The 24,674-nt window shown below is 67.2% G+C and carries 23 protein-coding genes; 14 read left to right on the forward strand and 9 right to left on the reverse strand.

Features of this window, described 5'->3' with window-relative positions; translation table 11 throughout:
• Nucleotides 1–74: 74 nt before the first annotated feature.
• A complete protein-coding gene (locus tag Q0938_RS16480) occupies nucleotides 75–449 on the reverse strand; it encodes a hypothetical protein (RefSeq protein ID WP_299364681.1) in 375 nt (124 codons plus the stop codon).
• The gene (locus Q0938_RS16485; RefSeq protein WP_299364683.1) at nucleotides 404–742 is read right to left on the reverse strand and encodes a hypothetical protein; all 339 of its coding nucleotides are present in this window, start codon (nucleotides 740–742) and stop codon (nucleotides 404–406) included. The genes Q0938_RS16480 and Q0938_RS16485 overlap by 46 nt, the downstream gene beginning before the upstream one ends.
• A 95-nt stretch (nucleotides 743–837) precedes the next feature.
• On the opposite strand from Q0938_RS16485, the gene Q0938_RS16490 reads away from it, so the two are divergent.
• Complete coding sequence (locus Q0938_RS16490; RefSeq protein ID WP_299364685.1) at nucleotides 838–1,002, forward strand: DUF2924 domain-containing protein; 165 nt, start codon at nucleotides 838–840, stop codon at nucleotides 1,000–1,002.
• Here Q0938_RS16490 and Q0938_RS16495 read toward each other — a convergent pair.
• Complete coding sequence (locus Q0938_RS16495) at nucleotides 995–1,414, reverse strand: hypothetical protein (protein ID WP_299364688.1); 420 nt, start codon at nucleotides 1,412–1,414, stop codon at nucleotides 995–997. The two genes, Q0938_RS16490 and Q0938_RS16495, sit on opposite strands and share 8 nt — an antisense overlap.
• A 789-nt stretch (nucleotides 1,415–2,203) precedes the next feature.
• Between Q0938_RS16495 and Q0938_RS16500 the strand changes: the two genes are divergently transcribed.
• Nucleotides 2,204–3,670, forward strand: a complete 1,467-nt coding sequence (locus Q0938_RS16500; RefSeq protein ID WP_299364690.1) for an inorganic phosphate transporter — start codon at nucleotides 2,204–2,206, stop codon at nucleotides 3,668–3,670.
• Nucleotides 3,671–3,804: 134 nt separating this feature from the next.
• Here Q0938_RS16500 and Q0938_RS16505 read toward each other — a convergent pair whose 3' ends face one another.
• Both Q0938_RS16505 and Q0938_RS16510 read right to left on the reverse strand, forming a co-directional pair.
• The gene (locus tag Q0938_RS16505) at nucleotides 3,805–4,386 is read right to left on the reverse strand and encodes a dihydrofolate reductase family protein (RefSeq protein ID WP_366942773.1); all 582 of its coding nucleotides are present in this window, start codon (nucleotides 4,384–4,386) and stop codon (nucleotides 3,805–3,807) included.
• Between the two features lie 3 nt (nucleotides 4,387–4,389).
• Nucleotides 4,390–5,190: an XRE family transcriptional regulator gene (locus Q0938_RS16510; protein WP_299364693.1), complete on the reverse strand. Its 801-nt coding sequence runs from the start codon at nucleotides 5,188–5,190 to the stop codon at nucleotides 4,390–4,392.
• 248 nt (nucleotides 5,191–5,438) lie between these two features.
• Here Q0938_RS16510 and Q0938_RS16515 point away from each other — a divergent pair, with 248 nt between their 5' ends.
• Nucleotides 5,439–6,188, forward strand: a complete 750-nt coding sequence (locus tag Q0938_RS16515; protein WP_299364695.1) for a sulfite exporter TauE/SafE family protein — start codon at nucleotides 5,439–5,441, stop codon at nucleotides 6,186–6,188.
• Between the two features lie 218 nt (nucleotides 6,189–6,406).
• On the opposite strand, the gene Q0938_RS16520 is transcribed toward Q0938_RS16515, so the two are convergent.
• Nucleotides 6,407–6,556: a hypothetical protein gene (locus tag Q0938_RS16520; RefSeq protein WP_299364698.1), complete on the reverse strand. Its 150-nt coding sequence runs from the start codon at nucleotides 6,554–6,556 to the stop codon at nucleotides 6,407–6,409.
• A 461-nt stretch (nucleotides 6,557–7,017) separates the two neighbouring features.
• Here Q0938_RS16520 and Q0938_RS16525 point away from each other — a divergent pair, with 461 nt between their 5' ends.
• Complete coding sequence (locus Q0938_RS16525; RefSeq protein WP_299364701.1) at nucleotides 7,018–7,791, forward strand: SDR family NAD(P)-dependent oxidoreductase; 774 nt, start codon at nucleotides 7,018–7,020, stop codon at nucleotides 7,789–7,791.
• Here the strand turns inward: Q0938_RS16525 and Q0938_RS16530 are convergent.
• The gene (locus Q0938_RS16530) at nucleotides 7,764–10,562 is read right to left on the reverse strand and encodes an AMP-binding protein (protein ID WP_299364704.1); all 2,799 of its coding nucleotides are present in this window, start codon (nucleotides 10,560–10,562) and stop codon (nucleotides 7,764–7,766) included. The two genes, Q0938_RS16525 and Q0938_RS16530, sit on opposite strands and share 28 nt — an antisense overlap.
• Before the next feature lie 843 nt (nucleotides 10,563–11,405).
• Here Q0938_RS16530 and Q0938_RS16535 point away from each other — a divergent pair.
• From Q0938_RS16535 to Q0938_RS16580, 10 genes are all read left to right on the forward strand, one after another.
• Nucleotides 11,406–13,811 carry a NosR/NirI family protein gene (locus tag Q0938_RS16535; RefSeq protein ID WP_299364707.1) on the forward strand — a complete coding sequence of 802 codons (2,406 nt, stop codon included), beginning with the start codon at nucleotides 11,406–11,408 and terminating at the stop codon, nucleotides 13,809–13,811.
• Between the two features lies 1 nt (nucleotide 13,812).
• The gene (gene nosZ, locus Q0938_RS16540) at nucleotides 13,813–15,783 is read left to right on the forward strand and encodes a TAT-dependent nitrous-oxide reductase (RefSeq protein WP_299364709.1); all 1,971 of its coding nucleotides are present in this window, start codon (nucleotides 13,813–13,815) and stop codon (nucleotides 15,781–15,783) included.
• Complete coding sequence (locus Q0938_RS16545; RefSeq protein WP_299364711.1) at nucleotides 15,780–17,117, forward strand: nitrous oxide reductase family maturation protein NosD; 1,338 nt, start codon at nucleotides 15,780–15,782, stop codon at nucleotides 17,115–17,117. Before nosZ ends, Q0938_RS16545 begins: the two co-directional genes overlap by 4 nt.
• Nucleotide 17,118: 1 nt before the next feature.
• Nucleotides 17,119–17,991: an ABC transporter ATP-binding protein gene (locus tag Q0938_RS16550; protein WP_299364714.1), complete on the forward strand. Its 873-nt coding sequence runs from the start codon at nucleotides 17,119–17,121 to the stop codon at nucleotides 17,989–17,991.
• Nucleotides 17,988–18,872 carry an ABC transporter permease gene (locus Q0938_RS16555; RefSeq protein WP_299364716.1) on the forward strand — a complete coding sequence of 295 codons (885 nt, stop codon included), beginning with the start codon at nucleotides 17,988–17,990 and terminating at the stop codon, nucleotides 18,870–18,872. Before Q0938_RS16550 ends, Q0938_RS16555 begins: the two co-directional genes overlap by 4 nt.
• Nucleotides 18,872–19,420: a nitrous oxide reductase accessory protein NosL gene (locus Q0938_RS16560; RefSeq protein ID WP_299364718.1), complete on the forward strand. Its 549-nt coding sequence runs from the start codon at nucleotides 18,872–18,874 to the stop codon at nucleotides 19,418–19,420. The genes Q0938_RS16555 and Q0938_RS16560 overlap by 1 nt, the downstream gene beginning before the upstream one ends.
• Nucleotides 19,407–20,345 carry an FAD:protein FMN transferase gene (locus Q0938_RS16565; RefSeq protein WP_299364721.1) on the forward strand — a complete coding sequence of 313 codons (939 nt, stop codon included), beginning with the start codon at nucleotides 19,407–19,409 and terminating at the stop codon, nucleotides 20,343–20,345. Before Q0938_RS16560 ends, Q0938_RS16565 begins: the two co-directional genes overlap by 14 nt.
• 26 nt (nucleotides 20,346–20,371) lie before the next feature.
• Nucleotides 20,372–20,872: a DUF2249 domain-containing protein gene (locus Q0938_RS16570; RefSeq protein WP_299364724.1), complete on the forward strand. Its 501-nt coding sequence runs from the start codon at nucleotides 20,372–20,374 to the stop codon at nucleotides 20,870–20,872.
• Nucleotides 20,873–21,047: 175 nt separating this feature from the next.
• Nucleotides 21,048–21,746 carry a Crp/Fnr family transcriptional regulator gene (locus Q0938_RS16575; RefSeq protein WP_299364726.1) on the forward strand — a complete coding sequence of 233 codons (699 nt, stop codon included), beginning with the start codon at nucleotides 21,048–21,050 and terminating at the stop codon, nucleotides 21,744–21,746.
• A gap of 571 nt (nucleotides 21,747–22,317) precedes the next feature.
• On the forward strand, nucleotides 22,318–22,827 hold the full coding sequence (locus Q0938_RS16580) for a hypothetical protein (RefSeq protein ID WP_299364731.1): 510 nt from the start codon (nucleotides 22,318–22,320) through the stop codon (nucleotides 22,825–22,827).
• 692 nt (nucleotides 22,828–23,519) lie between these two features.
• Here the strand turns inward: Q0938_RS16580 and Q0938_RS16585 are convergent.
• Both Q0938_RS16585 and Q0938_RS16590 read right to left on the reverse strand, forming a co-directional pair.
• A complete protein-coding gene (locus tag Q0938_RS16585; RefSeq protein ID WP_299364733.1) occupies nucleotides 23,520–24,041 on the reverse strand; it encodes a cytochrome b/b6 domain-containing protein in 522 nt (173 codons plus the stop codon).
• Between the two features lie 52 nt (nucleotides 24,042–24,093).
• The gene (locus Q0938_RS16590; RefSeq protein ID WP_299364735.1) at nucleotides 24,094–24,528 is read right to left on the reverse strand and encodes a PepSY domain-containing protein; all 435 of its coding nucleotides are present in this window, start codon (nucleotides 24,526–24,528) and stop codon (nucleotides 24,094–24,096) included.
• Nucleotides 24,529–24,674 lie beyond the last annotated feature (146 nt).

Consider the following 24,674-nt stretch of genomic DNA (forward strand, 5'->3'; position numbering starts at 1 on the left):
GCCCAAGGCTGCCAATCCACGCAGACCGGCATGAGCGCTGGGGCTGCGCTCCACCTGGGTCCGTAGCGTGGTGGCTATGCCCAGATGCTCCTGCATAGTTCATCCGGCTGTCGGTGAAACTCCTGCGACTGGGGGTTCTCGAGTTGTTGATCGACAATGGTGGTGAGAGAGGTGACGCCTTTTTTCTCGGCGAGGGCTCGGATCCTTCGTGATCTCTGCTCCGCAGGTCGAAGGTCATCGCGGTCAAAGTCCGACAGCGTCTCGACAAGCGCTTGCCGAAACGCCTCGACCGCTTCCTCGTCGGCGAGGTCGGGAACGTCCTCGGGCAGCTTGAAATCCGGCTCGTTGTCGCCCTCGCGCACGGCGAGGGCAGCTCGGGCGAGGTCGACGCGCGCATCCTCGATCAGCGCCAGAACATGCGGACCGATCGGGGATTCTTTGCGCGCCATGAACTCACCTCAATGAACAACTGCTCTCGATTGATTAAAAACCTGGTAATCATGGAATAATCCGTGATCCGCAAGCCCTGATGTTCTCTCCCTGTTCGCTTTTCCGCATCCCGTTCCTTTGTGATGTCCCGTCCCGGGCGGCTGGGGCTTTTGATCGGTAGCACACCATCGATCATGGCCACCGAAACATGAAACGCCCGAACCCGCTCCCTCCCGACCAGATGAGCGCCGCTGAGCACCGCGCCGAACTGTGCGGCCTGCTTGCGCTCGGGCTGGTTCGGCTGCTCGGGCAAGATGAGCGTGAAGTATCTGACGATAATGGGGAAAGTTGCCTACACTATCCCCAAGACCAATGCCGTCATGCAACTCCAACTCACCGGAGAAACGCATGACGAAGCCCGATCCCATCCCCGCGCGCCTGACCGCGCTGAAGTCCATGTCCTTCACCCAGTTGAAGTCGGAGTGGCAGACGATCTTTGCCACGACGGCGCCGATCAACAGCCGAGCGTTCCTAGAGAGCCGGTTGGCCTACCGCATCCAGGAGCTCACGTAAGGGCGCTTGCGAGCGTGGCATAGAGATAGACGCCGGAAAGATTCGGGAAGGCAGCTGACTGCGACAGCGTCGGCGCGACGACACTCAGGGCCTGCAGCGGGTCGCCGCCGAACGAGCCGAACAGCAGCGCCGAAGCCGGGTAGATCAGCATGTGCGGGGCTATGAAGGCACCGATCCTGGCCGAGATGTCGATCGCCAGGATGCGGACCGGGCTCAGACCCTCGCGCCGCATCTGCGCATGAAAAAGAAGGCCGAGCATGTTGATCACGAAAACCACCGGCAGGCCGTTGGTCGCGATCTGCCGCACGAAGCGCCCTAGCCCCACGTCGGAAGCCGCGAGATGCCTCCAGAGCCCGGGCGCCAGCAGAACATAGACCGTCAGCACAGGGGCGAGCCCCGCGAGGCTGAGCACGAGCGTGTTCCGGGCAAAGCGCACGAAGGGCAGATCGACGGAGAAATGCCGGCTCCAGCCACGCGAGAACACCGATCCACGACTGCTCTGCCATCTCGCTCGAACTCCGCCGGCCGTCGTCCGAGGGATGCAAGACTGCGCTGACCCCGCTGGCCTTGTGCTCTCGCGCCCCGTTGAGGGTCGCGCCACTACTCGGATGATGTCCAGCGGGAAAGGATGATGGACGCGTTTCCAGTGTCGGTCGGCAGCACTCGCATCAGGATCTCTATCGCGATGTTGCGAGTTCTGTTCTCGCACGATCTGACGACGCGTCACAGCCTGTCCAAGTCCAGATATCAAAGAGTCGCGTTCGGCATCAGACCATGCGGATCATGCTGCAGACGATACGGATCATGCTGATCCTCCCCTCATCGTTACGATCAACGGCCGCGTCGCCGATCGGGCCCACCCTCCTCCGCCTGGAGTGGAGCGGGGCAAACGCGACGCTGCAGCTAGCAGCCGGGGCGGCCGGCGCGGGCGGCGCGCCTTGCGAGCTCCTTCTTCGTGGGAGCGCTGGGCGGCGCGCCGGCGCCAGTTGTGGCCCAGCGTCAGCAGGATGGAGATCACCAGCGAGGCGATGATCGTCCAGATCCCCACCCGCTCACTCGTGGTCGCGCGGGATTTCCCCTCGGCAGATAGGCGGTGTCGAGGCCGGGCAGGACGGCATAGGTGAACAGCACGGTGAGCAGGATTGTCGCGTTACCCCGGGCTTGATACGACACGTCGCATCTGTGTCACGAGGTGGCTTTCATGGCGCATTCCGAGCCGAAATCATGGAAGACGCTGAACAAGGATCTGGGACGCCTCACCGCGCTCGAGCAAGCGATTGCCTATGTTTCAAGGCCGCTGATCGGACTGGGAGTCTCGGTGGCGTTCGTCGTCCTTGTCGGTCTCGCCGTTTCTTCTCTGTTCGGGGTGCATCCCGGCTCGCTGATCGTCGTGGCCGCCAGCGTGGTCGCCGCCTATATGGCGCTGAACATCGGCGCCAACGATGTCGCCAACAACATGGGACCCGCTGTCGGCGCCCGGGCGATGACCATCGGATCGGCTCTGGTGATCGCGGCCATCTGCGAGACTGCCGGCGCGTTGATTGCCGGGGGCGATGTGGTCGGCACGGTGTCGCGGGGAATCATCGCGCCGGAAGCCGTGAGCGATCCAGGGACATTCATCTGGGCCATGTTCGCGGCGCTGCTCGCAGGGGCCCTGTGGATCAATCTCGCGACCTGGCTCGGGGCACCGGTCTCGACCACGCATTCGATCGTCGGGGGCGTGCTGGGTTCGGGCATTGCCGCGGCGGGCTTCGCAGCGGTGAACTGGGCGACGATCGGGGCGATCGTCGCCAGCTGGATTGTCTCGCCGCTGATGGGCGGGATTATCGCGGCGCTGTTTCTTGCCTTCATCAAGTCGCGGATCATCTACCGCCCCGACATCATGGCGGCGGCGCGGGTCTGGGTGCCGGTCCTGATCGGGGTGATGGCGGGTGTGTTCGCCATCTATCTCGCCCTGAAGGGGCTCACCAAGGTCGCCAAGATCGGCTTCGGCACGGCGGTCCTGATCGGGCTGGCCGTGGCACTGCCCGTCACCGCGCTCATGAGGCCGATCATCCGGCGGCAGAGTGCCGGGCTGGAGAACCGCAAAAAGGCGCTGAAGGAGCTGTTCGCAATTCCGTTGGTCTTCTCGGCCGGGCTGATGTCCTTCGCGCACGGCGCGAATGACGTGGCCAACGCGGTCGGCCCTCTGGCCGCCATCGTCCACGCGGTTCAGGAAGGCGGCGCCGCGGACCGCGTCGCAATCCCGCTATGGGTGATGTTGATCGGCGGGGTTGGGCTATCCGTGGGACTTCTGCTGTTCGGTCCGAAGCTGATCAACATTGTCGGCAGCGAAATCACGCGGCTGAACGCGATGCGGGCCTATTGCGTGGCGCTGTCTGCCGCAGTGACCGTGATCCTCGCGTCTTGGCTGGGGCTGCCCGTTAGCTCGACCCACATCGCCATCGGCGGCATCTTCGGCGTGGGCTTCTTCCGAGAATGGTATCATGAGCGGATGCTGGGAGAGCTGCGCATCGACGCGGAAAGCACCCCGGAACAGCGCAGCCGGCGCAAGGTCGTGCGGCGTTCGCATCTGGCTACGATTCTCGCCGCCTGGGTGATCACGGTGCCGGCCGCCGCATTGCTGTCAGCGGTGCTGTTCTTGATCCTCACGAATGTCCTGACGTGACGGTGCAAAAGAGCGGCTGGCCTCGCCCTGGGTGCTTGCTTAGCCGCAGCAGGATTGCTGGGCTAGCGACGGACGGCTCCCCAAGCGCAGATCTTCGCCGATGACTGCTCAACCGGGTGTTCGACCGCAGGGCCTCACCCATCCTCGTCAAAGGATCCGGTGCGCAACGGGCCGGCCGGTCTGTAGGTGCTGATGACCACGCCGGAGGACGCGGCCTGCGACCTGACCAGCGCTAGTTCGCGGGGCGGCGATACATACGAAAAGAAGCGTTTGCCCGTGCCGAGCAGCACCGGAAACACCAGCAGCAGAACCTCATCCGCCAGATCATGGCCGAGCAGCACCGGGGTCAGTGTCGAGCTGCCCCAGACGATCAGATCCGGCCCGCTCTGGTCCTTGATGCGGCGAATGCCTGCGACGACCTCCGCACCCAGGTCCTCGACCGGCCCCCATGCGAGACTCTCCGGGCGGTGGGTCGCGACGAACTTGGTGGCCGCGTTCAGACTGTCCGCCAAGGGGCTCTTCCCGGCATTTGGCCAGTATCCGGCGAAGATGTCGTAGGTGCGCCGGCCCAGCAGCAGGTCGAAGCTCTCGCCATGCGCGGCGTCAATGGCCTCGCCCAGAGCGGGATCGGCATGCGGCACGGCCCATCCTCCGAAAGGATAGTCACCGTCGTCGTTTGGCCCGCCCGGTGCCTGGATCACGCCGTCCAGCGAGATGTGCTAGATGAACCAGTTAGCTTCTTTCTTGATCCTGTCCCTGATTTCTTCACTCTCCAAATCTTCTTGGGAGATATCAGCATGCAGAATGAGGTGACCTAACTGATGAGCAGCGTCGAAACGCGAGCGCACACATGAGCCCTTGTCTGAACCAAGAAAGACATAGGGCCGCCCGTCAATCCAAGCAGAGAACGCATCAATCTTTTCAGCGCCAATCTCAAAGCGCGCACCAATGACGCCATGCGTCTCAAGAAGTGCGACCATGTTGGCTATGGGGCCATCACCAAGGGTCCAATGCCGTCGTACCCCAGTGGCAATCTCTTCAATCTCGCTGAGCGAGTAGCGTCCATGCTGCGGAGGAGCGATTTCGACTGGCAGATTTACTGTCGGCAACCTGACGAACCTTGAGAGGAAGCACACTAGCTCGAAAAGCCATGACGTCCTCACGCTTAACGCGTGGTTCGTCTTATTGTTTTTTGGACCGACGCTTCGAAAGAAGCGGGCTCCGATGTATTTTGGCGATACGCTAGTGCGACGAAGGAAGAAGCCGACAGGCTGCTGTAGCACTTCGGCAAGCCGCAATTGGAGCGACATATCCGGACGACGATCACCTGCCTCATGATATCCGATTGCTTGAGCCGTCACACCGACTGCGCGAGCCAATTCGGCGCGAAACATTTGCAGCGCAACCGGCTGGCGGGCGGACACGGGCAAGAGGCGCTCCTCGACGGTGACGGCGGAACTTTCGCGCAGGTGAGACCCGGCGGCCCACTGGGCCAGCAGCGGACAAAGAGGATGCGGCATGAAGCAGACGTGCAACGTGGCAATTCGAGCCGCTGAACTTGATTCAGCAACGGCCCGCCGGCAGCCTAAACAGACAGTCCGACCTCCGCTGTCCCCTGGATGATGCTGCCCGCTTCGGCCAGCAACAGACGAAGATTGGTGGAACCGACGCGCCGGCAGACGATACAGTGAGAAGAGAACACGCGGCACAGCCGAGCACGGCCCCAGGTTTCACGATTGTGCACCGGCAGCAGAATATCACGCGTGGTATGAGTGAACTTTCCATCCCTTTCCTTCTTGCCGCCACAATGACCTTCTTCGCGGCCGACGCGGTCAAGGGTGTCACGGGCATGGGCCTGCCAACAGTGGCGATGGGCGTGCTTGGCGCGCTCATCTCGCCGCTGGCGGCCGCGAGCCTCCTGATCGTGCCTTCTCTCGTCACCAACATCTGGCAGCTGCTGGCCGGCCGCGCCCTCAGGCCGCTTGTGCGCAGGCTTTGGCCGATGATGCTGGCGATCTGTGCGGGCAAGATGCTGGGTTCGCAATGGCTGGCCGGAGGCGACAGCGGTGCAACGACTACGGCGCTTGGGATCGCGCTCGTGGTGCATGCTAGCTACACGCTGTTCGCCCGGCAGCTTCGCGTTCCTGCCAGAGACGAGCCGTGGCTGTCGCCCCTGACCGGCGCACTGACTGGCATCGTGACCGGCGGCACTGGCGTCTTCGTTTTTCCGGCAGTGCCTTACCTGCAGGCGCTTGGACTGTCGCCGGACGATCTGGTGCAGGCGCTGGGGCTGTCGTTCACTGTCTCGACTGTTGCCTTGGCCGCCGGGCTGGGCGCGCATGGTGCCTTTGCCCCCGAGACGATGGGTCTGTCGGTTCTGGCCCTTGCTCCCGCCCTGGCCGGAATGTGGGCGGGACAGAGGCTTCGCGGCCGGCTCAATCCCGGAACATTCCGGCGCGTGTTCCTCGCGTTTCTGCTCCTCCTGGGTGCACAGATGGCCCTGCGGCCGCTTCTGTAGCCGGGAAAGTCGGCCTCGGGCTCCTCCCAACGAAACAGGATGGACTGATGATCCCAATGCCAACGCCCTCGGCGAAGGCGGTCGTCACCCATTCGGGACCGGATTCGTCCAGCGCGCCCGCAGGCGCGGGAATCGCGTCCCCCCGACTTTACCTTGATGCCGGCGAGTCCCGCTTCGGTGGCGACCAGCGTCATGCCGTGGCCGTCGCCGGTCGCGCGCTAGACGGGCTCACACTTGCGCAGGTCGGCATCCCCTTTCTTGGCGGCAGCCCCGCCGCGCCGGATCTTCGGCAGCGTCAGAGCGGTACGGTGTTCGTGCCGTGCCGTGCGGCAAAGGATGATCGGCTGGGTGTCGGAAAGTCTGGTCATCCGGTCGCCTCCGTAGCCGGACCACGACGATCGCAGCCCTTCTACGAGCCCCAGCCGCTGCGGGCCGGGATGTTTCGCCACTCACGAGTCAAATGAGCACTTCGTTGAAGAGCAAATTCGAGATGCAATCCTGATCGAACTGAAACGGCAGTCCGACGATCCCGAATGCAGTTCAAGTTTTCCCAGGATGGTAGCCGGCTCTCTGTCAACGGTGAGATAGACCTCGACGCTCCTACTTTCGTTATCGTCGGCTCACTGGCGGGCGGACCATAGCGCAGGATGGGCGCCGCAGATCCGCGTTGATCCTGAAATGTCGGAGGCTGCGGCTGGAGTGGATGGCGACATCGGGTGAACGCATTCGCTCAGGTCTCTTCCAGCAGAATGCCTGATGGTAATTTCCGGTGCAATCGCGCCCTGTTTGACGTACCCCGCCCGGACCAGCGGAAGAAGGCGACGACGGCATGGTCAAAGGCAACAGGACGGCAATCGTAACCGGGGGGCTGTCGGGCATCGGCCGCGCCATCGCGAGCAGGCTGATCCGCGACGGGATCGACGTCACCGTCGGCGCGCGGCGGGGCGGCGATGCGGAGTTCGTCCGCGGTATTCTTGGGCCACAGAACGGTCATCTACACGTCGCCCCGCTCGACGTGCGCTCCAGTGAGAGCGCGGCCGCATTCGTAGCGGGTGTCACGGCGCGGCGCGGCGGCGTGGACATTCTCGTGAATGCTGCCGGCCTTTACGAGGAGGCGCCGGTCATCGGCCACCCGGACGCTGTCTGGGACGATCAGATCGACACGAACCTGTCCGGCACGTTCCGCATGATCCGCGCGGCGATGCCGCACATGAAGACGGCGGGCTGGGGGCGTATCGTGAATATCGCGTCGATGGCGGCGCATGCCGGGATGGAGAACAACGCCGCCTACTGCGCGTCCAAGGCGGGTCTTCTCGGGCTCGGGCGTTGCGTCAGCCTGGAGGGCGCGGCGCATGGCATCACCTGCGTGTCGATCAGCCCCACCTGGGTCGAGACCGAGATGCTCGTGCAGTTCATCGAAGCCGACGTGAAGGCGACCGGCAAGCCGCGGGCGGAGGTGCGGGCCGACTATGCCGCCTCGAATCCGCAGCGGCAGCTCGTCCAGCCGGAGGAGATCGCCGATCTGGCCGCGTTTCTCGTCAGCGACGCGGCGCGCGCGATCACCATGACGGATTATCAGGTCAACGCCGGCTCGGCCTGGTAGTCCGCCGCCCGGCGCGCCAGCAGGGCGCCACCGTCGCTGATCGACTCGAACGGCGCGTTCGACAGGGACGCCCAGGCTGAGCGGGCCGCATCGGTGTCGAACCGCGCGTCGGCGCGCATTGTCTCGGGAGAGGTGCCGATCACCCGGGCGATGCCGGCTGACAGGTCCACGGCAGCAAGCCAGTCCGGCACGGCCATCGCCCCGGAGTGATCGGCAACCACCCCGCCGCCGATCAGGTTGTAGAATCGCGCCTCAAGCCCCGTGATCGGCCCCAGCAGGAAAGCCGACGCGGCAGTCACGTCGGTCATCGGGAAGCACAGGCCGCGCGGCCATGCGCCCGCCCGCACCGAGGCGGCAATGACGTTCTCGTAGAGGTCATGGGCGTTCGCGCCCTTGAGATCGTAGAGGGAGGGCAGCCGCACGATGGCCGCGGGAATGCCGGAGGTCACGATGGCCTCTTCAACCGCGATCTTGGCAGCGCCGTACCCGGTGATGCCGTCCCACGGGCGCGTCGGACTCTCGGGCCAGGGTCCGCCGCTGGCAGGGAAAACGGCACTGGAGGAGGTGAAGCGCAGATCCGCCCCGGCCGCGTGGCAGAATGCGAGGACCGCATCTGTGCCGCGCATGGTCCAGTCGAGCATTTCGGTCTCGCCGATCGCCATGTTGACGGTCGCCGCGCAGTGCACGACCGAACTGACGGATGAGGCCAGCGCATCATGGGCGACGTCGTCCAATCCGAAACGCGGCGCGTCCAGCGCGCCGGGCACCAGTGCGTAGCGGTCCGGGGCGACGCTATGGGCGCGCGCCGCCTCGTCCAGCCGCTCCCGGGCATCGCGCCTCTTGTCGCGCACGAGGCAATAGACGAGATGCCCCGGCGGCAAGTCCTGTGCCGCCCGGGCGAGGACGTGCCCGCCGAGAAAGCCCGTCGCGCCGGTGAGGAGGATCCCCGGCCGATCGAAGCCGTGCGGAACGGGCTGCGGACCGACGCCTTGCGTCAGAAGTTGGTCGAGCCGCCGCAATGGCACGTTCATCGCCAGATCGAAGTCGACCGGCCGGCCATAGGCCTTCTCCAGCCGGAGCATCATGGCAACGCAGGACAGGGAGTCGCCGCCCTGGTCATGGAAACTCAGCGCGGGGTCGATCCGGTCCGGCGACAGATGCAGGACCTCGGCTGCGGCGAGCACCACATGCCCGGCTGCGGCGCCCTCTCCAGCTGTCCCCCTTGCCTCATCGAGGACGGGCGGCAGTGAGCGCGGATCGGCCTTGCCAGAGACGGGGTGAAGCGGAATCGCGTCCATCTGCACCAGATAGCTGGGCACGCAGTAGGCCGGCAGCACCTGCCGCAATGCGGCCGCAAGCGCGGGGGGAATCCGCGTGGTACCAGGTCCGATCCCCCATCGCTCGGCATTGACGGATGCCTGTCCGGCGTCGGCGGCATAGTAGAAGATCAGCGACTGCCCCCGCCCTTTCACCTCGGAGACCCAGGGAATGGCCTGCCCGAAGGCGAGAGAGGCGTGCATCGTTTCGGTCAACTCGCGCGTCTGGATCGAATGGCCGCGCAGCTTGAGCATGTGGGCGATGCGGCCCTCGATGTGCAGCGCGCCATCGGCGTCGAGCCACGCTTCGTCCCCTGTGTCGTAGAGCCGGACCTCGAGCCCCTCGAGACGGAGGTTTCGGAAGCGCAGGCGCGTTTCTTCGGGCCGGTTGACATAGCCCGACCCCAGCATGCGAGGCCCCTCGAAAAACAGTCGGCCGGGCGTGTGGGGCGGGCACGGTGTGTCGGACTCGTCGAGTATGACGGCGCGCAGGTGCTGCATCGGCATGCCGACCGAGGCCGGGCCGCCCCCCGCAGGCGCCGTCAGGCGCGACATGCTCACATCATGGGTCTCGCAGATGCTGTAGAGGTTCCACAGCTCGGCTCCCGGAGCCTTCTTCAGCGATGCCGCGATGAGATCGTCGCCCACCACCTCGCCGTTGAGCACGATGCGCCGCAGCGGCAGGGCGGCGACGGTCTGCGCATCCAGTGCCGCAAGGAACGTGTCGTAGAAGGACGGCGTGAACAGCATCTCGTCGATCCGGTGACCGATCAGGAACTCCGCCAGCGCGCGCGGGGCCATCAGCGTCCCCGGATCGGGGAACCACAGTTCGGCACCTGCTCGCAGCGGGCGAAATATCTCCCAGATGGCGAAGATGTAGATGCCGACTCGAAATCCCGGACCGTAAGGCGTGTAGGCGTCGCGCCACGCGTAGGAGAGGCAGGCCGCATCATGCGCGACGGGGATGCACTTGGGCTGCCCCGTCGTGCCGGAGGTCGCCACTAGGTAGATCGGCCAGTCAGGGGCAACCTCGGCAGCACGCAGCGAAGCCGAGGGCGCGGCCTCGAGATCGGTCAGCAGGACATTTGCATCCAGCGTTTCGCAATGGCCGGGCAGAAGCCCGGGTGCGGCGGCCTGACAGGTGATGATCAGCGTCACACCCAGCTCGGCGACGATGTTGTGCAACACCATCTGCGGCATGGCCGCGTCGAGATGCACGAAGGGCACGCCATGAATGACGCAGCCGGTGGCACTCGCCGCCATCGCCACTCCGGGCGCCCCGAAGATGCCCACGACCGATGCCTGGGACAGATGCGGCGCCATGCGTTCGGCGAAGCTGCCCAGATTGCCGTAGGAAAGCTGCCTCCTCCCGTCGCCGGACGCCATGGCCGGGAGGCTCGCATGAGTCCCGATGGCCCGCACCAGTAGTGTGGGGATCGTCTGGAGGTCCGGCATGGCGTCTGCTTTCTCCCTGGAGGATGCCTGCCAGCAAGTCACTGGCAGACCATCGGAGCATCTATGACCATTACGCTGCTATGCAAACCGGCAGTGGGCCGACCTGGTGGTCGGTTACGCTTCTTACAGACGCCGCGCGGACGTCATCTGCTCGGGGGTGGGGCCTCAGCGCGCCCAAGGGCGAGAACGAGCCTTTTGCCGCTCGGCTTCTGAGGCTGTGGGACGCCGATTTCCTGGTCTGGACGAAATTCGGACAGACTTGCAGCCGCGGAAGGAACGGCACCAACGGCGGGGACTCCTCCTTCACGGCAGCTTGTCTGGAGGTCCGCTTCGCGCCCCAAGCTCGCCCGAGCAAGGCGCCTGACAGGGTGGCTCAGCCCTCGACGAGGTCGAGCAGCGCCCGAACCGCGTGGGGATACCGCCGGCAAGCGTCTGCTGGACACCCCCGGTCCCCCAGAGGCTCTCGTGCTTGTCGCTGCCCTGCACGAGAGACTGCGAGGCGCTGGAGTAAATGTTGGCGACGGACTTCGTGGTCTTCTGCGCTTCGGGCGTGGGCGCCGGAGTCGGCTCCGCGTCCGGGCGGATGCCGCTCCATCCAACCGGCGCGCGGCGGTCGCCGCTGCGATCCGTGCTGGTCACGCGACGAAGGTCACAGGGTTCCGAAGGGGATCGTGCCGTCCGGGAGAGTCATCGACCTGCCAAAACCGCAGCCCGGCCGCGCTCGAGCCGGTGCGCTTGCCTCTCGGAAGAAATGCCCGCATCCTCGTGGAGCTTGCGTCAGCGCAAAGTCCCGCGCCCCGAGATGGTCGAAACCTGTCGCCACTCCTGAAGTCGGAACCCGCCATGATTCTCTCCCGCCTCCCCCGCCTGCTCTGGATGCTGATGCTGGCGGTGCTGATGGCAGCGGGCTCGGCCGGGCTCGCGCGGGCAATGACGCTGGGCGAGGCGCTGGGGATGACCGAGCCGTCGCAGCTCTTCGAGGGCGCCGACGGCTACGGCACGCCCGAGGGCAGCCCGGCGATCGTGCCGGTGCTGCGCGGGCAGGAGGTGCTGGGCTACGCCTATCTCAACAGCGAGTTCACGCCCTCGACCGGCTATTCCGGCAAGCCGATCCACATCCTGGTGGGCATCGACCCCGAGGGGATCGTCCACGGCATCAACCTCGTCGAGCATCACGAGCCGATCGTGCTGATCGGGATTCCCGAAGAACGGGTGATCAAGGCCGTCAATAGCCTCATCGGCGCCGATCTCGGCCGGGTCTCGGCGGGCGAGGCGCGTCCGCCGCAGGTCGATATCGTCGCCGGCGCGACCGTCACCGTGCTGGTGATGGGCGACAGCGTCGTGCGCTCGGCCGTGCCGCTGATCCGGTCGGGGCGGCTGGGCGGGCCGGGGGCCGAGGCTGCCGCGGCCCCAGTCGCGGAGGTGCAGCGCGAGCTCGACCCGGCCGTGACCGAGGTGCAGGACTGGGAGACGCTGCTGGGCGACGGCTCGGTCCGCTCGCTGGTGCTGAGCGTGGGCGAGGTAAGCGAGGCCTTCACTGAGGCCGGCGAGCCGGTCGCGGCCGCGAACCCCGAGACCTCGAACCCCGAGGATACCTTCATTCAGCTCTACATCGCGCCGGTCTCGGTCCCGGCGATCGGGCGCAGCCTGCTGGGGAACGTGACCTATGAGCGGATGGTGGCAGGGCTGGAGCCCGGGCAGGCCGCGGTTCTGGTCGCGGGCGACGGGGCCTATTCATTCAAGGGCTCGGGCTACGTGCGCGGCGGCGTCTTCGACCGGATCGAGCTGCTCCAGGACGGCCAGGGCGTGCGCTTCCAGGACCGCAACCACACGCGGCTGCCCGCGCTCGCGGCCGCCGGCGCCCCGCGGCTGCGCGAGATCGCACTCTACCAGGTGCCCGAGAGCTTCACGCTCGACGTGACCGAGCCGTTCGAGTTGCAGCTTCTCGTCCACCGCGCGGTCGCCGCGCGCGACATTGCCACGCTGCCCTTCGCCCTCGGCTACCAGCTGCCCGAGCACTACATGCTGCCCGCCCCGGAGCCGGTGCCGGCGCCGCCCGCGGACGCCTCGGCGTTGGTCGCGGACGCCGCCGCCATCTCGGCCGCGACCGTCTCGGAAGCGCAGGCGCAGGCGACCGTGGGCGATCCGATGGAGGATGACGCACTCGGCCCGCCGCTCTGGAAGACGATCTGGGACATGAACCGGATCAACATCGCCGTCACCGTGCTGGCGCTGGGCGTCCTGACGCTGATCTTCTTCTTCCAGGACCTGCTGGTGCGGCGCCCGGTGATGTTCACCTGGATCCGCCGCGCCTACCTGGTCTTCATCCTGGTCTGGATGGGGTGGTGGGTGAACGCGCAGCTGTCGGTCGTCAACGTCCTGACCTTCTTCAACTCGCTCCTGTCCGGCAGCTTCTCGTGGGAGTATTTCCTGACTGCGCCGCTGGTCTTCATTCTCTGGATCGCGGTGGCGGCGGGGCTGCTGTTCTGGGGCCGGGGACCGTTCTGCGGCTGGCTCTGCCCCTTCGGCGCGCTGCAGGAGTTGACGAACACCGTCGCGAAGAAGCTTCGCATCCCCCAGTACGCCGTCCCCTGGGCGATCCACGAGCGGGCGTGGCCGGTCAAGTACATCATCTTCATCGGCCTCTTCGGTCTCTCGCTCTATTCGCTGGCCCGCGCCGAGGTCTATGCCGAGGTCGAACCCTTCAAGACCGCGATCATCCTCAACTTCATGCGCCCCTGGCCCTTCGTGCTGTTCGCGCTGGCCTGCCTGCTGCCGACACTGTTCATCGAGCGCTTCTATTGCCGCTACCTCTGCCCGCTGGGCGCGGCGCTGGCTATCCCCGGTCGGATCCGGATGTTCGAATGGCTCAAGCGCTGGCCCGAATGCGGCTCGCCCTGCCACCGTTGCGCCAACGAATGCCCGGTGCAGGCGATCCACCCCGAGGGCAACATCAACGTCAACGAGTGCATCTACTGCATGCACTGCCAAGTGCTCTACCACGACGACGAGCGCTGCCCGCACATGATGGCCGTCAAGGCGCGGCGCGAGAAGATCGCCCGCAGCGGCGGGCCGAAGATGCCGGGCGCGGGCGGCGCCCCGCCCGCCCTGAAACCGGCCACCGGCGCCATCGGAGGCACCCCCGTCTCGAGCGCCACCTCCGCCGCCTCTGCCGGCAGGGCGCCCCCGGCCTTCCGGGCGCAGCAGCGCAAGGCCGATCCCACCTCTCCCAAACCTGAAGGAGCCTGACATGGACGACGACAAGAAGATGCGCCTCAACCGCCGGCAGCTGCTGGGCACCTCGGTGGCGGTCGCGGCCGCCGGTGCGGGCGCGGGCGGGATCGCCTCGCGCGCGCTGCTGGGCGCGAGCGCCGGCGCCGCGGCCGTCGGGCTGGCTGGCCCTGCCGCCGCGCAGACGGCGGGCGGCGCGGCGGGGGCGCAGTCCTCGCATGTCGGCCCGGGCGAGCTCGACGAATACTACGTCTTCACCTCGGGCGGCCAGTCCGGCGAGATCCGCATCCAGGGACTGCCCTCGATGCGCGAACTGATCCGCATCCCGGTCTTCAACCGCGACAGCGCCACCGGCTGGGGTCAGACCAACGAGTCGCGGAAGATCCTGACCGAAGGCCTGACGCCCGAGACGCGGGCCTATCTCGCCGACAAGGGCGGCATCTACCTGAACGGTGACGCCCACCACCCGCACATGTCCTTCAGCGACGGGACCTATGACGGGCGCTACGTCTTCATCAACGACAAGGCCAACACCCGCGTCGCCCGCATCCGCATGGACGTGATGAAGTGCGACAAGATCATCGAGCTCCCGAACCAGCACACCGTGCACGGCCTGCGTCTGCAGAAATATCCGCGCACCGGCTATGTCTTCGCCAATGGCGAGGACGGGGTGCCGCAGCCCAATAACGGCACCGGGGATATGAATGATCCGGCGGCCTATGTCTCGATCATGACGGCCATCGACGGCGACACGATGGAGGTCGCCTGGCAGGTCGAGGTGGACGGCAACCTCGACAACATCGACGCCGACTATCAGGGCAAATACGCCTTCGCGACCTGCTACAACTCGGAAAAGGGCTTCACCCTGCCCGAGATGATGGAGACGGACGAGGACTGGGTGACGGTGTTCAACATCCAGGCGATCGAGGCCGCCGTCGCCGCGGGCGAGGCCGAGGCCCGCAACGGCGTGCCGGTGGTCAACGGCCGGGGTGAGAACAACCCCTTCTGCCGCTACATTCCGGTGGCCAACGGCCCGCACGGCATCAACACCGCACCCGACGGCATCCACGTCGTCGCCGCCGGCAAGCTGGCGCCCACGGTGACGGTGTTCGACGTGCGCCGCTTCGACGATCTGTTCGCCGGCAAGATTGAGCCCCGCGACGCCGTGGTGGCCGAGCCGGAGCTGGGCCTCGGCCCGCTGCACACCGCCTATGACGGGCGCGGCAACGCCTACACGACGCTGTTCATCGACAGCCAGATCTGCAAGTGGAACATCGAGGACGCGATCCGCGCCTATAACGGCGAGGAGGTGGACCCGATCCGGCAGAAGCTGGACGTGCACTACCAGCCGGGCCACAACCACACCTCGATGGGCCAGACCAAGGATGCGGACGGCCGCTGGCTGATCTCGCTCAACAAGTTCTCGAAGGACCGCTTCCTGAACGTCGGCCCGCTGAAGCCCGAATGCGACCAGCTGATCGACATCTCGGGCGACGAGATGGTGATCGTCCATGACGGCCCGACCTTCGCCGAGCCCCATGATGCGACGATCGTGCACGCTTCGATCCTCAACCCCGTCAATCTGTGGGACCGCGCCGACCCGATGTTCGCCGACGCGGTGCGGCAGGCCGAGGCCGACGGCATCGACCTGACCTCAGACGCCGAGGTGATCCGCGACGCCGACGACCCGACCAAGGTGCGGGTCTACATGTGGTCATCCGCGCCGACCTTCGCGCTGGACAGCTTCACCGTCCAGCAGGGCGACGAGGTGACGGTCCATGTCACCAACGTGGACGAGATCGAGGACCTGACCCACGGCTTCTCGATCATCAACTACGGCATCAACATGGAGGTCGCGCCGCAGGCCACCGCGTCGGTGACGTTCAAGGCCGACCGGCCGGGCGTCTACTGGTACTATTGCTCGTGGTTCTGCCATGCGATGCACATGGAGATGAAAGGCCGCATGCTGGTGGAGCCGCGCGCGGTATGATCTTCGCCCGCACCCTGCTGGCGCTCGGCGTCGCGGCCTTCTCGGCCGCGCCGCTTTCGGCAGCCACCTTGCAACCCGCGTCGGATGCCGAACTGGCCACCGCGCTGGCCGAGGCGCAGGCAGGGGACGAGATCATCCTCGGGGAGGGCCGCTGGCGCGGCCCCCTCGTCATCGACAAGGCCCTGACGCTCAGGGGCGAGTCCGGCGCGGTGGTGGACGGGCAGAACGAAGACAGCGTGATCAGAGTGACGGCGGACGACGTCACCATACGCGACCTGACGATCATCCGCTCGGGCGACGACCGGGCCGAGATGAACGCGGGCATCTTCCTCGACAAGACCTCGAACCGGGCGCTGGTCGAGGGCAACCGGCTCGAGGACAACCTGCACGGCGTCCGCATCCACGGCTCGGACGATTCGATCGTGCGCGGCAACACCATCGTCGGCCGCTCCGGGCGGCAGCAGGATCTCGGCAACGGCGTGACGGTCTGGAACGCGCCGGGCGCGGTGATCGAGGGCAACCACATCACCCTCGGCCGCGACGGCATCTTCTCGAATGCCTCCAAGCAGAACATCTTCCGCGACAATCATTTCGAGAGCGTCCGCTTCGCCGTGCATTATATGTACACCAACGACAGCGAGGTGTCAGGCAACGTCTCGGTCGGGAACGCGATGGGCTATGCCATCATGTTCTCGAAACGGCTGAAGATCATGAACAACAGCTCGGAAAACGACCGCGACTACGGCTTCCTGTTCAACTCGGCCAACAACTCCGAACTCAGCGGCAACCGCGTGATCGGCCATCCCGCCGACCCGGCCCGCTGGCGTGACCTCGGCCAGACCCGAGAGGAGGGCGTTCCCGAACCCGAGGAGCTGTCCGGCAGCGAGTTCATCGCGCCGACGAAATGCGTGTTCCTCTACAACGCCAACCGCAACAGCTTCACCGGCAACCACTTCGAGGGTTGCGGCATGGGCATCCATTTCACCGCGGGATCGGAAGGCAATCATATGTCGCGCAACGACTTCGTGGACAACCGCATCCAGGTGAAATACGTCGGGACCCGCACGCTGGAATGGTCCGACGAGGGGGTGGGCAACTACTGGTCCGACAATTCGGCCTTCGACCTCGACGGCGACGGGCTGGCGGATTCGGTCTACCGGCCGAACGACATGATCGACAAGGTGATGTGGACGGCCCCGCAGGCGCGGATGCTGATGACGAGCCCGGCGGTGCAGATCATCCGCTTCGCGCAGAGCCGCTTTCCCTCGGTCCTCCCCGGCGGCGTGACCGACAGCCATCCGCTGATGTTCCCCAATTCCGAAAGGCCGCTCTGACATGACGCTGGAAACGGTGATCCTCGACGGCGTTCGCAAGGTCTATGGCGGCCGCGCGGTCGTGCACGACCTGAGCTACAGCCTGATGCCCGGCGAGGTCGTGGCGCTGGTCGGCCACAACGGTGCGGGCAAGACCACGCAGATCAAGATGATGCTGGGCCTCACGCGCCCCGACGGCGGCAGGCTGTCGGTCCTGGGGGCCGACCCCGCCCACGGCACCCATGCGCGCCGCGCGCTCGGCTATCTGCCCGAGAGCGTGCAGTTCCACCTCAGCTTTTCGGGGCGCGAGACCCTGGCCTTCTACGCCCGGCTGAAGGGCGTTCCGGTCGGCGACTGCGATGCGCTGTTCGCGCGCGTGGGACTCGCCGACGCCGCCGATCTCCCGGTGCGCGGCTATTCCAAGGGGATGCGGCAGCGGCTCGGGCTGGCGCAGGCGATCCTCGGGCAGCCGCGGCTGCTGCTGCTGGACGAGCCGACCTCGGGCCTCGACCCGGCTCTCCGGCGCGAGCTTTACGGCATCGTGGCCGACCTCGCCCGCGACGGCGCGACGGTGATGCTGTCCTCGCACGCGCTGACCGAGCTCGAGGACCACGCCGCCCGCGTCATCGTCATGAACCGCGGCCGGCTGATCGCCGACGGCACGATGGCCGAGTTGCGCCGGCTGGCCGGGCTGCCCTCGCGGCTGCGCTTCCACGCCGAGGCGGCGCCGCAACGCGCGAGCCGCGTGGGCGACATGTGGCAACTGGAGCTGTCCGAGGCCGAGAAGCCCGCCGCGCTGCGCGCCGCGCTCGACGCAGGCGCGCGCGACATCACGCTGGAAGATCCCAGCCTCGACGACATCTACGCGCATTTCCTGCGCCGGGAGGCCGCATGACCACCGAAGCGACATCCATCGCCATGCCCGCAGCCAAGCGCCGCGCCGCCGAGGCCGCACGCACTCCGGCCGTCCTGACCATCGCCCGCCGCGAACTCGCCGAGGGGATGCGGAACCGCTGGGTCGTGTCCACCACGATCCTGATGGCCGCGCTGGCCTCGGCCATCGCCGCGCTCGGCTCGGCGCCGACCGGCTCGACCTCAACCGCGGCGCTCGATGTGGTCGTGGTGGGGCTCGCGAGCCTCACCATCTTCCTCGTGCCGCTGATCGCGTTGCTGATTTCGCACGACGCGATCACCCGCGAGGCCGAGCGGGGCACGCTGCTTCTGCTCCTCAGCCATCCGCTCGCGCGCTGGCAGATCGTCGCGGGCAAGTTCCTGGGCCAGCTTGCGATCCTGACGCTGGCGACGGTGATCGGCTTTTCCTTTGCCGCCGGTTTCGTCGTCTGGCAGAACGGCTCGGCCGGGTGGCAGGCGTTCGTCGTGATGACCGCGGCCTCGATCCTGCTCGGCGCGGTGTTCCTGTCGCTGGGGCTGCTCGCGTCCTCGGCGGTGCAGGAAAGCTCGACCGCCGCCGGGATCTCGATCGGCCTGTGGCTGCTGTTCGTGGCGATCTACGACATGGCGCTGCTGGCCTTCCTCGTGGCGCAGGGGGGGCATGCCATCTCCGGCTGGATCATGGACCTGGCGCTGGTGTTGAACCCGACCGACGCCTACCGCCTGCTGACGCTGGGCGAGGGCTCGTCCTCGATGCTGTCGGGCATGGGCGGGGTCTTCGACAACTCCGGCCTGACGCCCGGCCTGCTGGTGGCCGCGCTCGTGGCATGGTGCCTGGTGCCGCTGGCGGCGGCCATGCTGGTCTTCTCGCGGAGGAACCTGTGATGAAACGCGTCCTTCTCGCCGCGCTCCTGTTGCTGCCGCTTGGCGCCTGCCGGGAGGAACAGGTGGCGACCGTCCCGCCGGTATCCCTCACCGCCGACGCGGTCGGCCGGTACTGCGGGATGAACCTGGTCGAGCACAAGGGACCGAAGGGCCAGGTGATACTGGCCGAGGGGCTGGACCCGTTCTGGTTCTCCTCGGCCCGCGACACGGTGGCCTTCTCGATGATGCCGGAGGAGCCCAAGGACTACGCCGCGCTCTATGTCTCGGACATGGGCCGTGCGCAGAGCTGGGACGATCCGGGCGCCGACAACTGGGTCGATGCGACGCAGGCCTTCTACGTCGTGGAGTCGTCGGCGCAGGGCGGCATGGGCGGGCAGGAGCTGGTGCCCTTCTCGACCACCGAGGCGGCCGAAGCCTTCGCTGCCGACAAGGGCGGCACCGTCCTCGCCTTCGCCGACCTGACCTTCGAGCAGGTGCTGGGCGACGGCACCGCCGGCGAGGATTTCCCCGACGTCGATCCGGCGGAGCATGAACATGCCACGCATTGACCGCCGCCGCTTCATCACCATCGCCGCCGCCATGGCCGGCGCGGGGCTGCTGGGCCGGCCCGCCCTCGCCGGCGCCGGGCCCGAGGCGGTCGTGTGGCGCGGCCAGTCGATGGGGGCGCAGGCGACGCTGATCCTGAACCACCCCGACCCGGCGAAGGCGGAGACGATCCTGAGCCGGGTCGAGGTGGAACTGCGGCGGCTGGAGCGCATCTTCACCCTCTACCGGGCTGATTCCGAGCTCTCGCGGCTGAACCGGGCCGGGGTTCTCGCCGCGCCGAGCCCCGAGATGGTTGAGGCGCTGCGGCTGGCCGGGCAAGTCCACGCCGCCACCGGCGGGCGCTTCGATCCGACCGTCCAGCCGCTCTGGCGGGCCTATGCGACCGGCGCCGATGCGGAGGCGCGGGCGGTTGCGCGCGACCTGGTCGGCTTCGACCGGGTTCGGGTCGGCGAGGGGCGCATCGTCATGGACGCGGGGCAGGAACTGACGCTGAACGGCATCGCGCAGGGGTTCATCACCGACCGCATCGTGGAGATGCTGCGCGCCGCCGGGGCCGAGCGCACGCTGGTGGACATGGGCGAGATCCGCGCCTTGGGCGGGCGCTCGGCCACGAAGGCATGGCGCGTCGGGCTGGCCCGCGGCGGCGAGATCGAGTTGGCCGACCGCGCCCTCGCAGTGACCGAGGCCGCGGGCTTCACCTTCGACCCCAAGGGCCGCCTGCCCCACCTGATCGACCCCGCGAGCGGCGCGGCGCGCTCGGACTGGCAGCGCATCGCGGTGATTGCGCCGGAGGCGGGGCTGGCCGACGCGCTCTCCACCGGCCTGTCGCTCGCCCCGGAAGTCGCGATCCGCGCCACGCTGGCGGGGCTTCCCGGCATCGAGGTCCGCGCGCTCGACGCGCGGGGCCACGAAACGGTCTTCGGCTGAGGCGCGGCGATGACGGGCGAGATGCCATGAGCTCCGCCGTCACCATCGATGTCCGCCCCATGCTCGCCACGGGAAAGGAGCCGTTCGCCGCCATCATGCAGGCGGCCGAGAGTCTCCCCGCACAGCATACCCTGCGCTTGATCGCGCCATTCCGCCTGGTCCCGCTGCTTGCGGTGATGGAGAAGCGCGGCTTCACGTGGGAGGAGCGGCAGCTCGGCGGCGAGGACTGGCAGGTGGATTTCAGCCGCGCGGCCGGAGCCCTGGCAGCGGGAAGTTCGCTCGACGCCGCCGACTGGCCCGTGCCGGTGCGGCTGCTCGACGTGACCGGGCTCGAACCGCCGGAGCCCATGACCCGCATCCTCGCCGCTCTGGAGGCCGTCGCGCCGGGGGAGGTGGTCTTCGCGCTCCTCGACCGCCAGCCCCTGTTCCTGCTGCCTCTGCTGCAGGCGCGCGGGCACCGATGGGTCGGCAATCATGCCGCCGACGGCAGCGGCTATCGCCTTCTGGTGCGGCGCGGGAATCGCTGACCCGCGCGCCGGCGTCGAGCAGGCGCTGCTGGCAATTCCGCAGGTCCGCGCGGCCGCGGTCGCGCTGACCTGGGGCCCGCCCGTGGACGCCTCGCGGATGCGCTGACGGCGGCCGGCTTTCATTCCCCGCTCCGTGGCATTACCTGTGTGCCGCTCCCCGGCCGCGGACCTGCCCATGCCCGACGACATCCTCTCGGATATCCCGCAGTTCGCGGGACTCGCCGGGCCCGAGCGGCGCGTCGTGGCGGCCGAGACGCGGCTCGGGTCGCTCGCGCCGGGCGAGGCGCTCTTCGTGCAGGGCGATCCCGCCGACCGCTTCTTCCTGCTGAAGGACGGCCGGCTCAAGGTCACGCAGGTCACGGCCGAGGGCCAGAGCCTGATCGTCCGCATCGTCAATCCCGGCGAGTTCTTCGGCTTCGCCCCGGCGCTTCAGCGCGAAAGCTACCCCGCCACCTGCGAGGCGATCGTGGACAGCGCCGCGCTAGTCTGGCCGCGCCACCGCTGGGAGGCGGTGCTGAGCGCCGCGCCCTCGGTCACACAGTCTGTGGTCCAGGCGATCGGCCGCAAGCTCGACGAGGCGCATACCCGTCTGCGCGAGATGACGACCGAGGAAGCCGCCCCCCGCGTCGCCCACCTGCTGCTGCGGCTGCAGGTGGAGGCCGGCGACCACGCGACCGCGGCGCCCGATGGCGGGGTGGAACTGCCATATCCCCTGACCCGCCAAGACATCGCCGACATGAGTGGCAGCACGCTGCACACCGTCTCGCGCATCATGGCGTCCTGGGAGGCGCAGGGCGTGCTCGGCCGGGGCCGGCGCAAGGTCATCATCGCCGACCCCGCCGCACTCGAGAAGATCACCGCCACTGAAGAGTGAGAAGGGCTGGACCCTCGGGCCAGCTCCCTATGATTGATGTTGATAAAGTGCGTCGGTTGGCCGCAAAGCGGCCAACCTTTCCTTTACGAGACCGTTCTTGACCGATGTCGCTGCGCAGGGTCAGGTGAATCAAGTCTCGAAATATCTTCGACGGCCGGCAAGCCGCTGGTCGCCGGCTGCCCCCATGGCATGACCGCGATGCGCCGTGCGCAAGTCTTTTGCGGCTGAACAATTCACGAATGCACGCCATTAGAACGGCCTAAGGCGGTTCCTTGAAGACGCGGAGCGCTCTTGGCATCTCTGCAAGAGGTTCCGCATGACGCTGCGGCGCAGCGCCAAGCTGCGGCGGAAGATCGCTCATCGGCTCCCCGGCAGCGCAGGACGCATTCCCTCCACGGCGAGGCAACGCGCCGGTTTCGCCAGTGTTCCGCTTCAAAAATAATGGACGATCCCGGCGGGGTTCGTGGGAGCGGCGGAAACGCGCGCGAGCCGTCTTGCCCGGAACATCCCGCCCGTTCTGACGTTGTCCGCGGTCGGCCTTGCCGCCGGTTTGCCCGCAGGGGGGAGGATCATGAGACAACTCACACGCACACTGGCGCTTTCGGGCGTCATCGCGGCCTTGGGAACCGGGGCTCTCGCGCAGGCCGCCGATCCGGCCACGATGACCTGCACCGAGTTCATGGCGCTGACAGCGGACGAGCAGATGGCGACGATGGAGGCGCTTCGGAGCGCCGGCATGGCCTCCGACGCTGCCTCCACCACGGCGACGGACGGCGATGCTACGGGCGCATCCGCGGCCAACACGACGGCCACGACCGACGCCACGGCCGCGACCGATACGACGGCCGCGGACAGCGGGATGGCCGACAGCACGGCCGCTGCAGGCACCGACAGCACGGCCGCCGCCGGCACCGGAGCGACTGGTGACTCGCCCTCGACCGCGACGGACACGGCGGCAGCGCCCGAAGCCGGCGAAGCCCTCTCGACCGACCCCGAGATCGCGGCCTTGCTCGCTAACTGCCAAGGGTTCGAGGACGCTCCGATCGCCGACCGGATCACGGCGCCGGTGCCGCAGGGGTAGGCCGCGCCACCGGGACGGGGACCACGAGTTATCGACAACGAGAAGGGCGCCCCGAGGCCTCACCCATTCTCCCCACAGGACACGCAATGTTGGACCTGCCGAATATGAGTTCGGCGGGTCCCTTGTATTTCAACGAAGATCAGGCTTGGGGGAGCAGCGTCGTGTTTGCGGCCGTGCGGACCTCGGGGTCCGCAAGAGCCAGGACAGATGCGACTTCGAAAGCCCCTTCGCCGCTTTCAGGTTCGAGAGGTCGGCTCAACCGAAGGACAAAACGGGCGCCTCGTGGCAAGCAGCATCCCGTAACTCTCGCTTCGAGAAGTCTATCCCGGGGTCATCGGCGACATCAACCTCAGTAGCTGCGGCGACCAAGCGGACCTCGTGGCGGTCGCTCGCGGTGGGATGGGCCGGACCGCTGGGGCGAGTGGCCCGATCGCCGACGCCACGACATCGGTGCCGGCTCGGTAGGCGGTGTTTGCCGCCGAAATGACAGCATGGGACGAAGATGTTCGTCCCCGCACGGCGATGACGAGGAGCGGGAACAAACCCGATTCTTTGCGCGAGTCGTCAGCGCGAGAACGCCGCAATGCAAGGGCCTGCCAGCGCGTTTGCTGGCAGGCCCTTTCTTCCGTGTCCTACAACGGAGAATGCGTCACTTTTCGGGGCCGGGCCGGCGCTTTCAAGATTTTGTGAACTCAGCGCAGGCTCATCCGCCGCAGGGTTCCGTCGCGCAGGACGAACTGGTGCCAGATCGCCGCAAGCGCGTGCAGCCCGGCGAGCAGCAGGATGATGCTGCCGGCGCTTTCGTGGAACTCGGCGATCACGCCGGGCCGCCCCTGCACCGGCGCAGCCAAGGCCGGAAGGTCGAGGCCCAGGAACTGCACCGGCACCCCGATCTGCGAGGCGGCATACCAGCCGGTCAGCGGCAGCGCGATCAGCAGCGCATAGAGCAGCCCGTGCCCCGCCCCAGCTGCGACCACCGCAAGGGTGCGCGACCGGTGGTCAGCCTGCGCGCCGCCGCCGCCCATCAGGCGCAGCACGAGGCGCGGCAGGACGAGGGCCAGCACCGCCAACCCGAGCGTGAAATGCAGAAGCGGAGGGTTCTGGACGACTTCGCGGCCGCCCTCGGCGGTGGCCCAGGCGCCCAGTACGGCGGCGGCCGTCACCCAGTGGATGGCGACCAGCGCCTTCGGATAGCGGGCTATGGCTTCGGACATGGGAGTTCTCCGGCATGAGGGGAAGGTGCAGGGCATAGCGGCGATTGCGGGCTCATCTCACGACGACCGCCGGCGGCGTGCCGTTGCCGAGGAGCCCGCCGGGCGGGGGCAGGTTGGCGGGTGGTGCCGTCAGCGGGGCGCCCTGACTACGCTCGCGCGCCTGACGCGGCCCGTGGTCATCGTCATCGTCGTCATCCCGGCCCTCGCCGCGCCGGTCCTTGCGCTTCATCTCGACGACCTCGAGGGTCGCGGGGTCGAGCTTGGCCTTGAACGCCGCGCCCTGCGCATCGTTACCCCTGACCTCATAGCAGCCATCGTCGATCTTGATCCGACCGACCTGCCAGCCGCGCGCCTTGACTGCGTCCTGCACCGCCTCCCGCGGCTGCCACCGCTCCATCGGCACCTGGCAGTCATCATCATCGGCATGGGCCGCGCCTGCCATGCCGAAAGCAGCAAGCAGGGCACCCAGCAGCATGTGCTTTTTCATCGCATTTGCCCTTTGTCCTTGTTCAGGCATTATCTGACCCTGATTCATGGCATCTGTTCCTGACGGTCAGCTTAAGCAGGCGGCGCCCGGCCGTCAGACTGCCGACAGGTTCGGCGGGTAGGTCTGGCCGTGGCGCAGGCTTCAGG

This window comes from uncultured Paracoccus sp. (genome assembly GCF_947496875.1).
Lineage (GTDB): Bacteria > Pseudomonadota > Alphaproteobacteria > Rhodobacterales > Rhodobacteraceae > Paracoccus.

Bases quoted from the DNA above. Each gene is read 5' to 3' on its own strand.
- Q0938_RS16480 (WP_299364681.1), bottom strand. From the start codon at position 449: ATGGCGCGCAAAGAATCCCCGATCGGTCCGCATGTTCTGGCGCTGATC.
- Q0938_RS16490 (WP_299364685.1), top strand. From the start codon at position 838: ATGACGAAGCCCGATCCCATCCCCGCGCGCCTGACCGCGCTGAAGTCC.
- Q0938_RS16500 (WP_299364690.1), top strand. From the start codon at position 2,204: ATGGCGCATTCCGAGCCGAAATCATGGAAGACGCTGAACAAGGATCTG.
- Q0938_RS16510 (WP_299364693.1), bottom strand. From the start codon at position 5,190: ATGCCGCATCCTCTTTGTCCGCTGCTGGCCCAGTGGGCCGCCGGGTCT.
- Q0938_RS16515 (WP_299364695.1), top strand. From the start codon at position 5,439: ATGAGTGAACTTTCCATCCCTTTCCTTCTTGCCGCCACAATGACCTTC.
- Q0938_RS16520 (WP_299364698.1), bottom strand. From the start codon at position 6,556: ATGACCAGACTTTCCGACACCCAGCCGATCATCCTTTGCCGCACGGCA.
- Q0938_RS16525 (WP_299364701.1), top strand. From the start codon at position 7,018: ATGGTCAAAGGCAACAGGACGGCAATCGTAACCGGGGGGCTGTCGGGC.
- Q0938_RS16530 (WP_299364704.1), bottom strand. From the start codon at position 10,562: ATGCCGGACCTCCAGACGATCCCCACACTACTGGTGCGGGCCATCGGG.
- Q0938_RS16535 (WP_299364707.1), top strand. From the start codon at position 11,406: ATGATTCTCTCCCGCCTCCCCCGCCTGCTCTGGATGCTGATGCTGGCG.
- nosZ (WP_299364709.1), top strand. From the start codon at position 13,813: ATGGACGACGACAAGAAGATGCGCCTCAACCGCCGGCAGCTGCTGGGC.
- Q0938_RS16545 (WP_299364711.1), top strand. From the start codon at position 15,780: ATGATCTTCGCCCGCACCCTGCTGGCGCTCGGCGTCGCGGCCTTCTCG.
- Q0938_RS16550 (WP_299364714.1), top strand. From the start codon at position 17,119: ATGACGCTGGAAACGGTGATCCTCGACGGCGTTCGCAAGGTCTATGGC.
- Q0938_RS16555 (WP_299364716.1), top strand. From the start codon at position 17,988: ATGACCACCGAAGCGACATCCATCGCCATGCCCGCAGCCAAGCGCCGC.
- Q0938_RS16560 (WP_299364718.1), top strand. From the start codon at position 18,872: ATGAAACGCGTCCTTCTCGCCGCGCTCCTGTTGCTGCCGCTTGGCGCC.
- Q0938_RS16565 (WP_299364721.1), top strand. From the start codon at position 19,407: ATGCCACGCATTGACCGCCGCCGCTTCATCACCATCGCCGCCGCCATG.
- Q0938_RS16570 (WP_299364724.1), top strand. From the start codon at position 20,372: ATGAGCTCCGCCGTCACCATCGATGTCCGCCCCATGCTCGCCACGGGA.
- Q0938_RS16575 (WP_299364726.1), top strand. From the start codon at position 21,048: ATGCCCGACGACATCCTCTCGGATATCCCGCAGTTCGCGGGACTCGCC.
- Q0938_RS16580 (WP_299364731.1), top strand. From the start codon at position 22,318: ATGAGACAACTCACACGCACACTGGCGCTTTCGGGCGTCATCGCGGCC.
- Q0938_RS16585 (WP_299364733.1), bottom strand. From the start codon at position 24,041: ATGTCCGAAGCCATAGCCCGCTATCCGAAGGCGCTGGTCGCCATCCAC.
- Q0938_RS16590 (WP_299364735.1), bottom strand. From the start codon at position 24,528: ATGAAAAAGCACATGCTGCTGGGTGCCCTGCTTGCTGCTTTCGGCATG.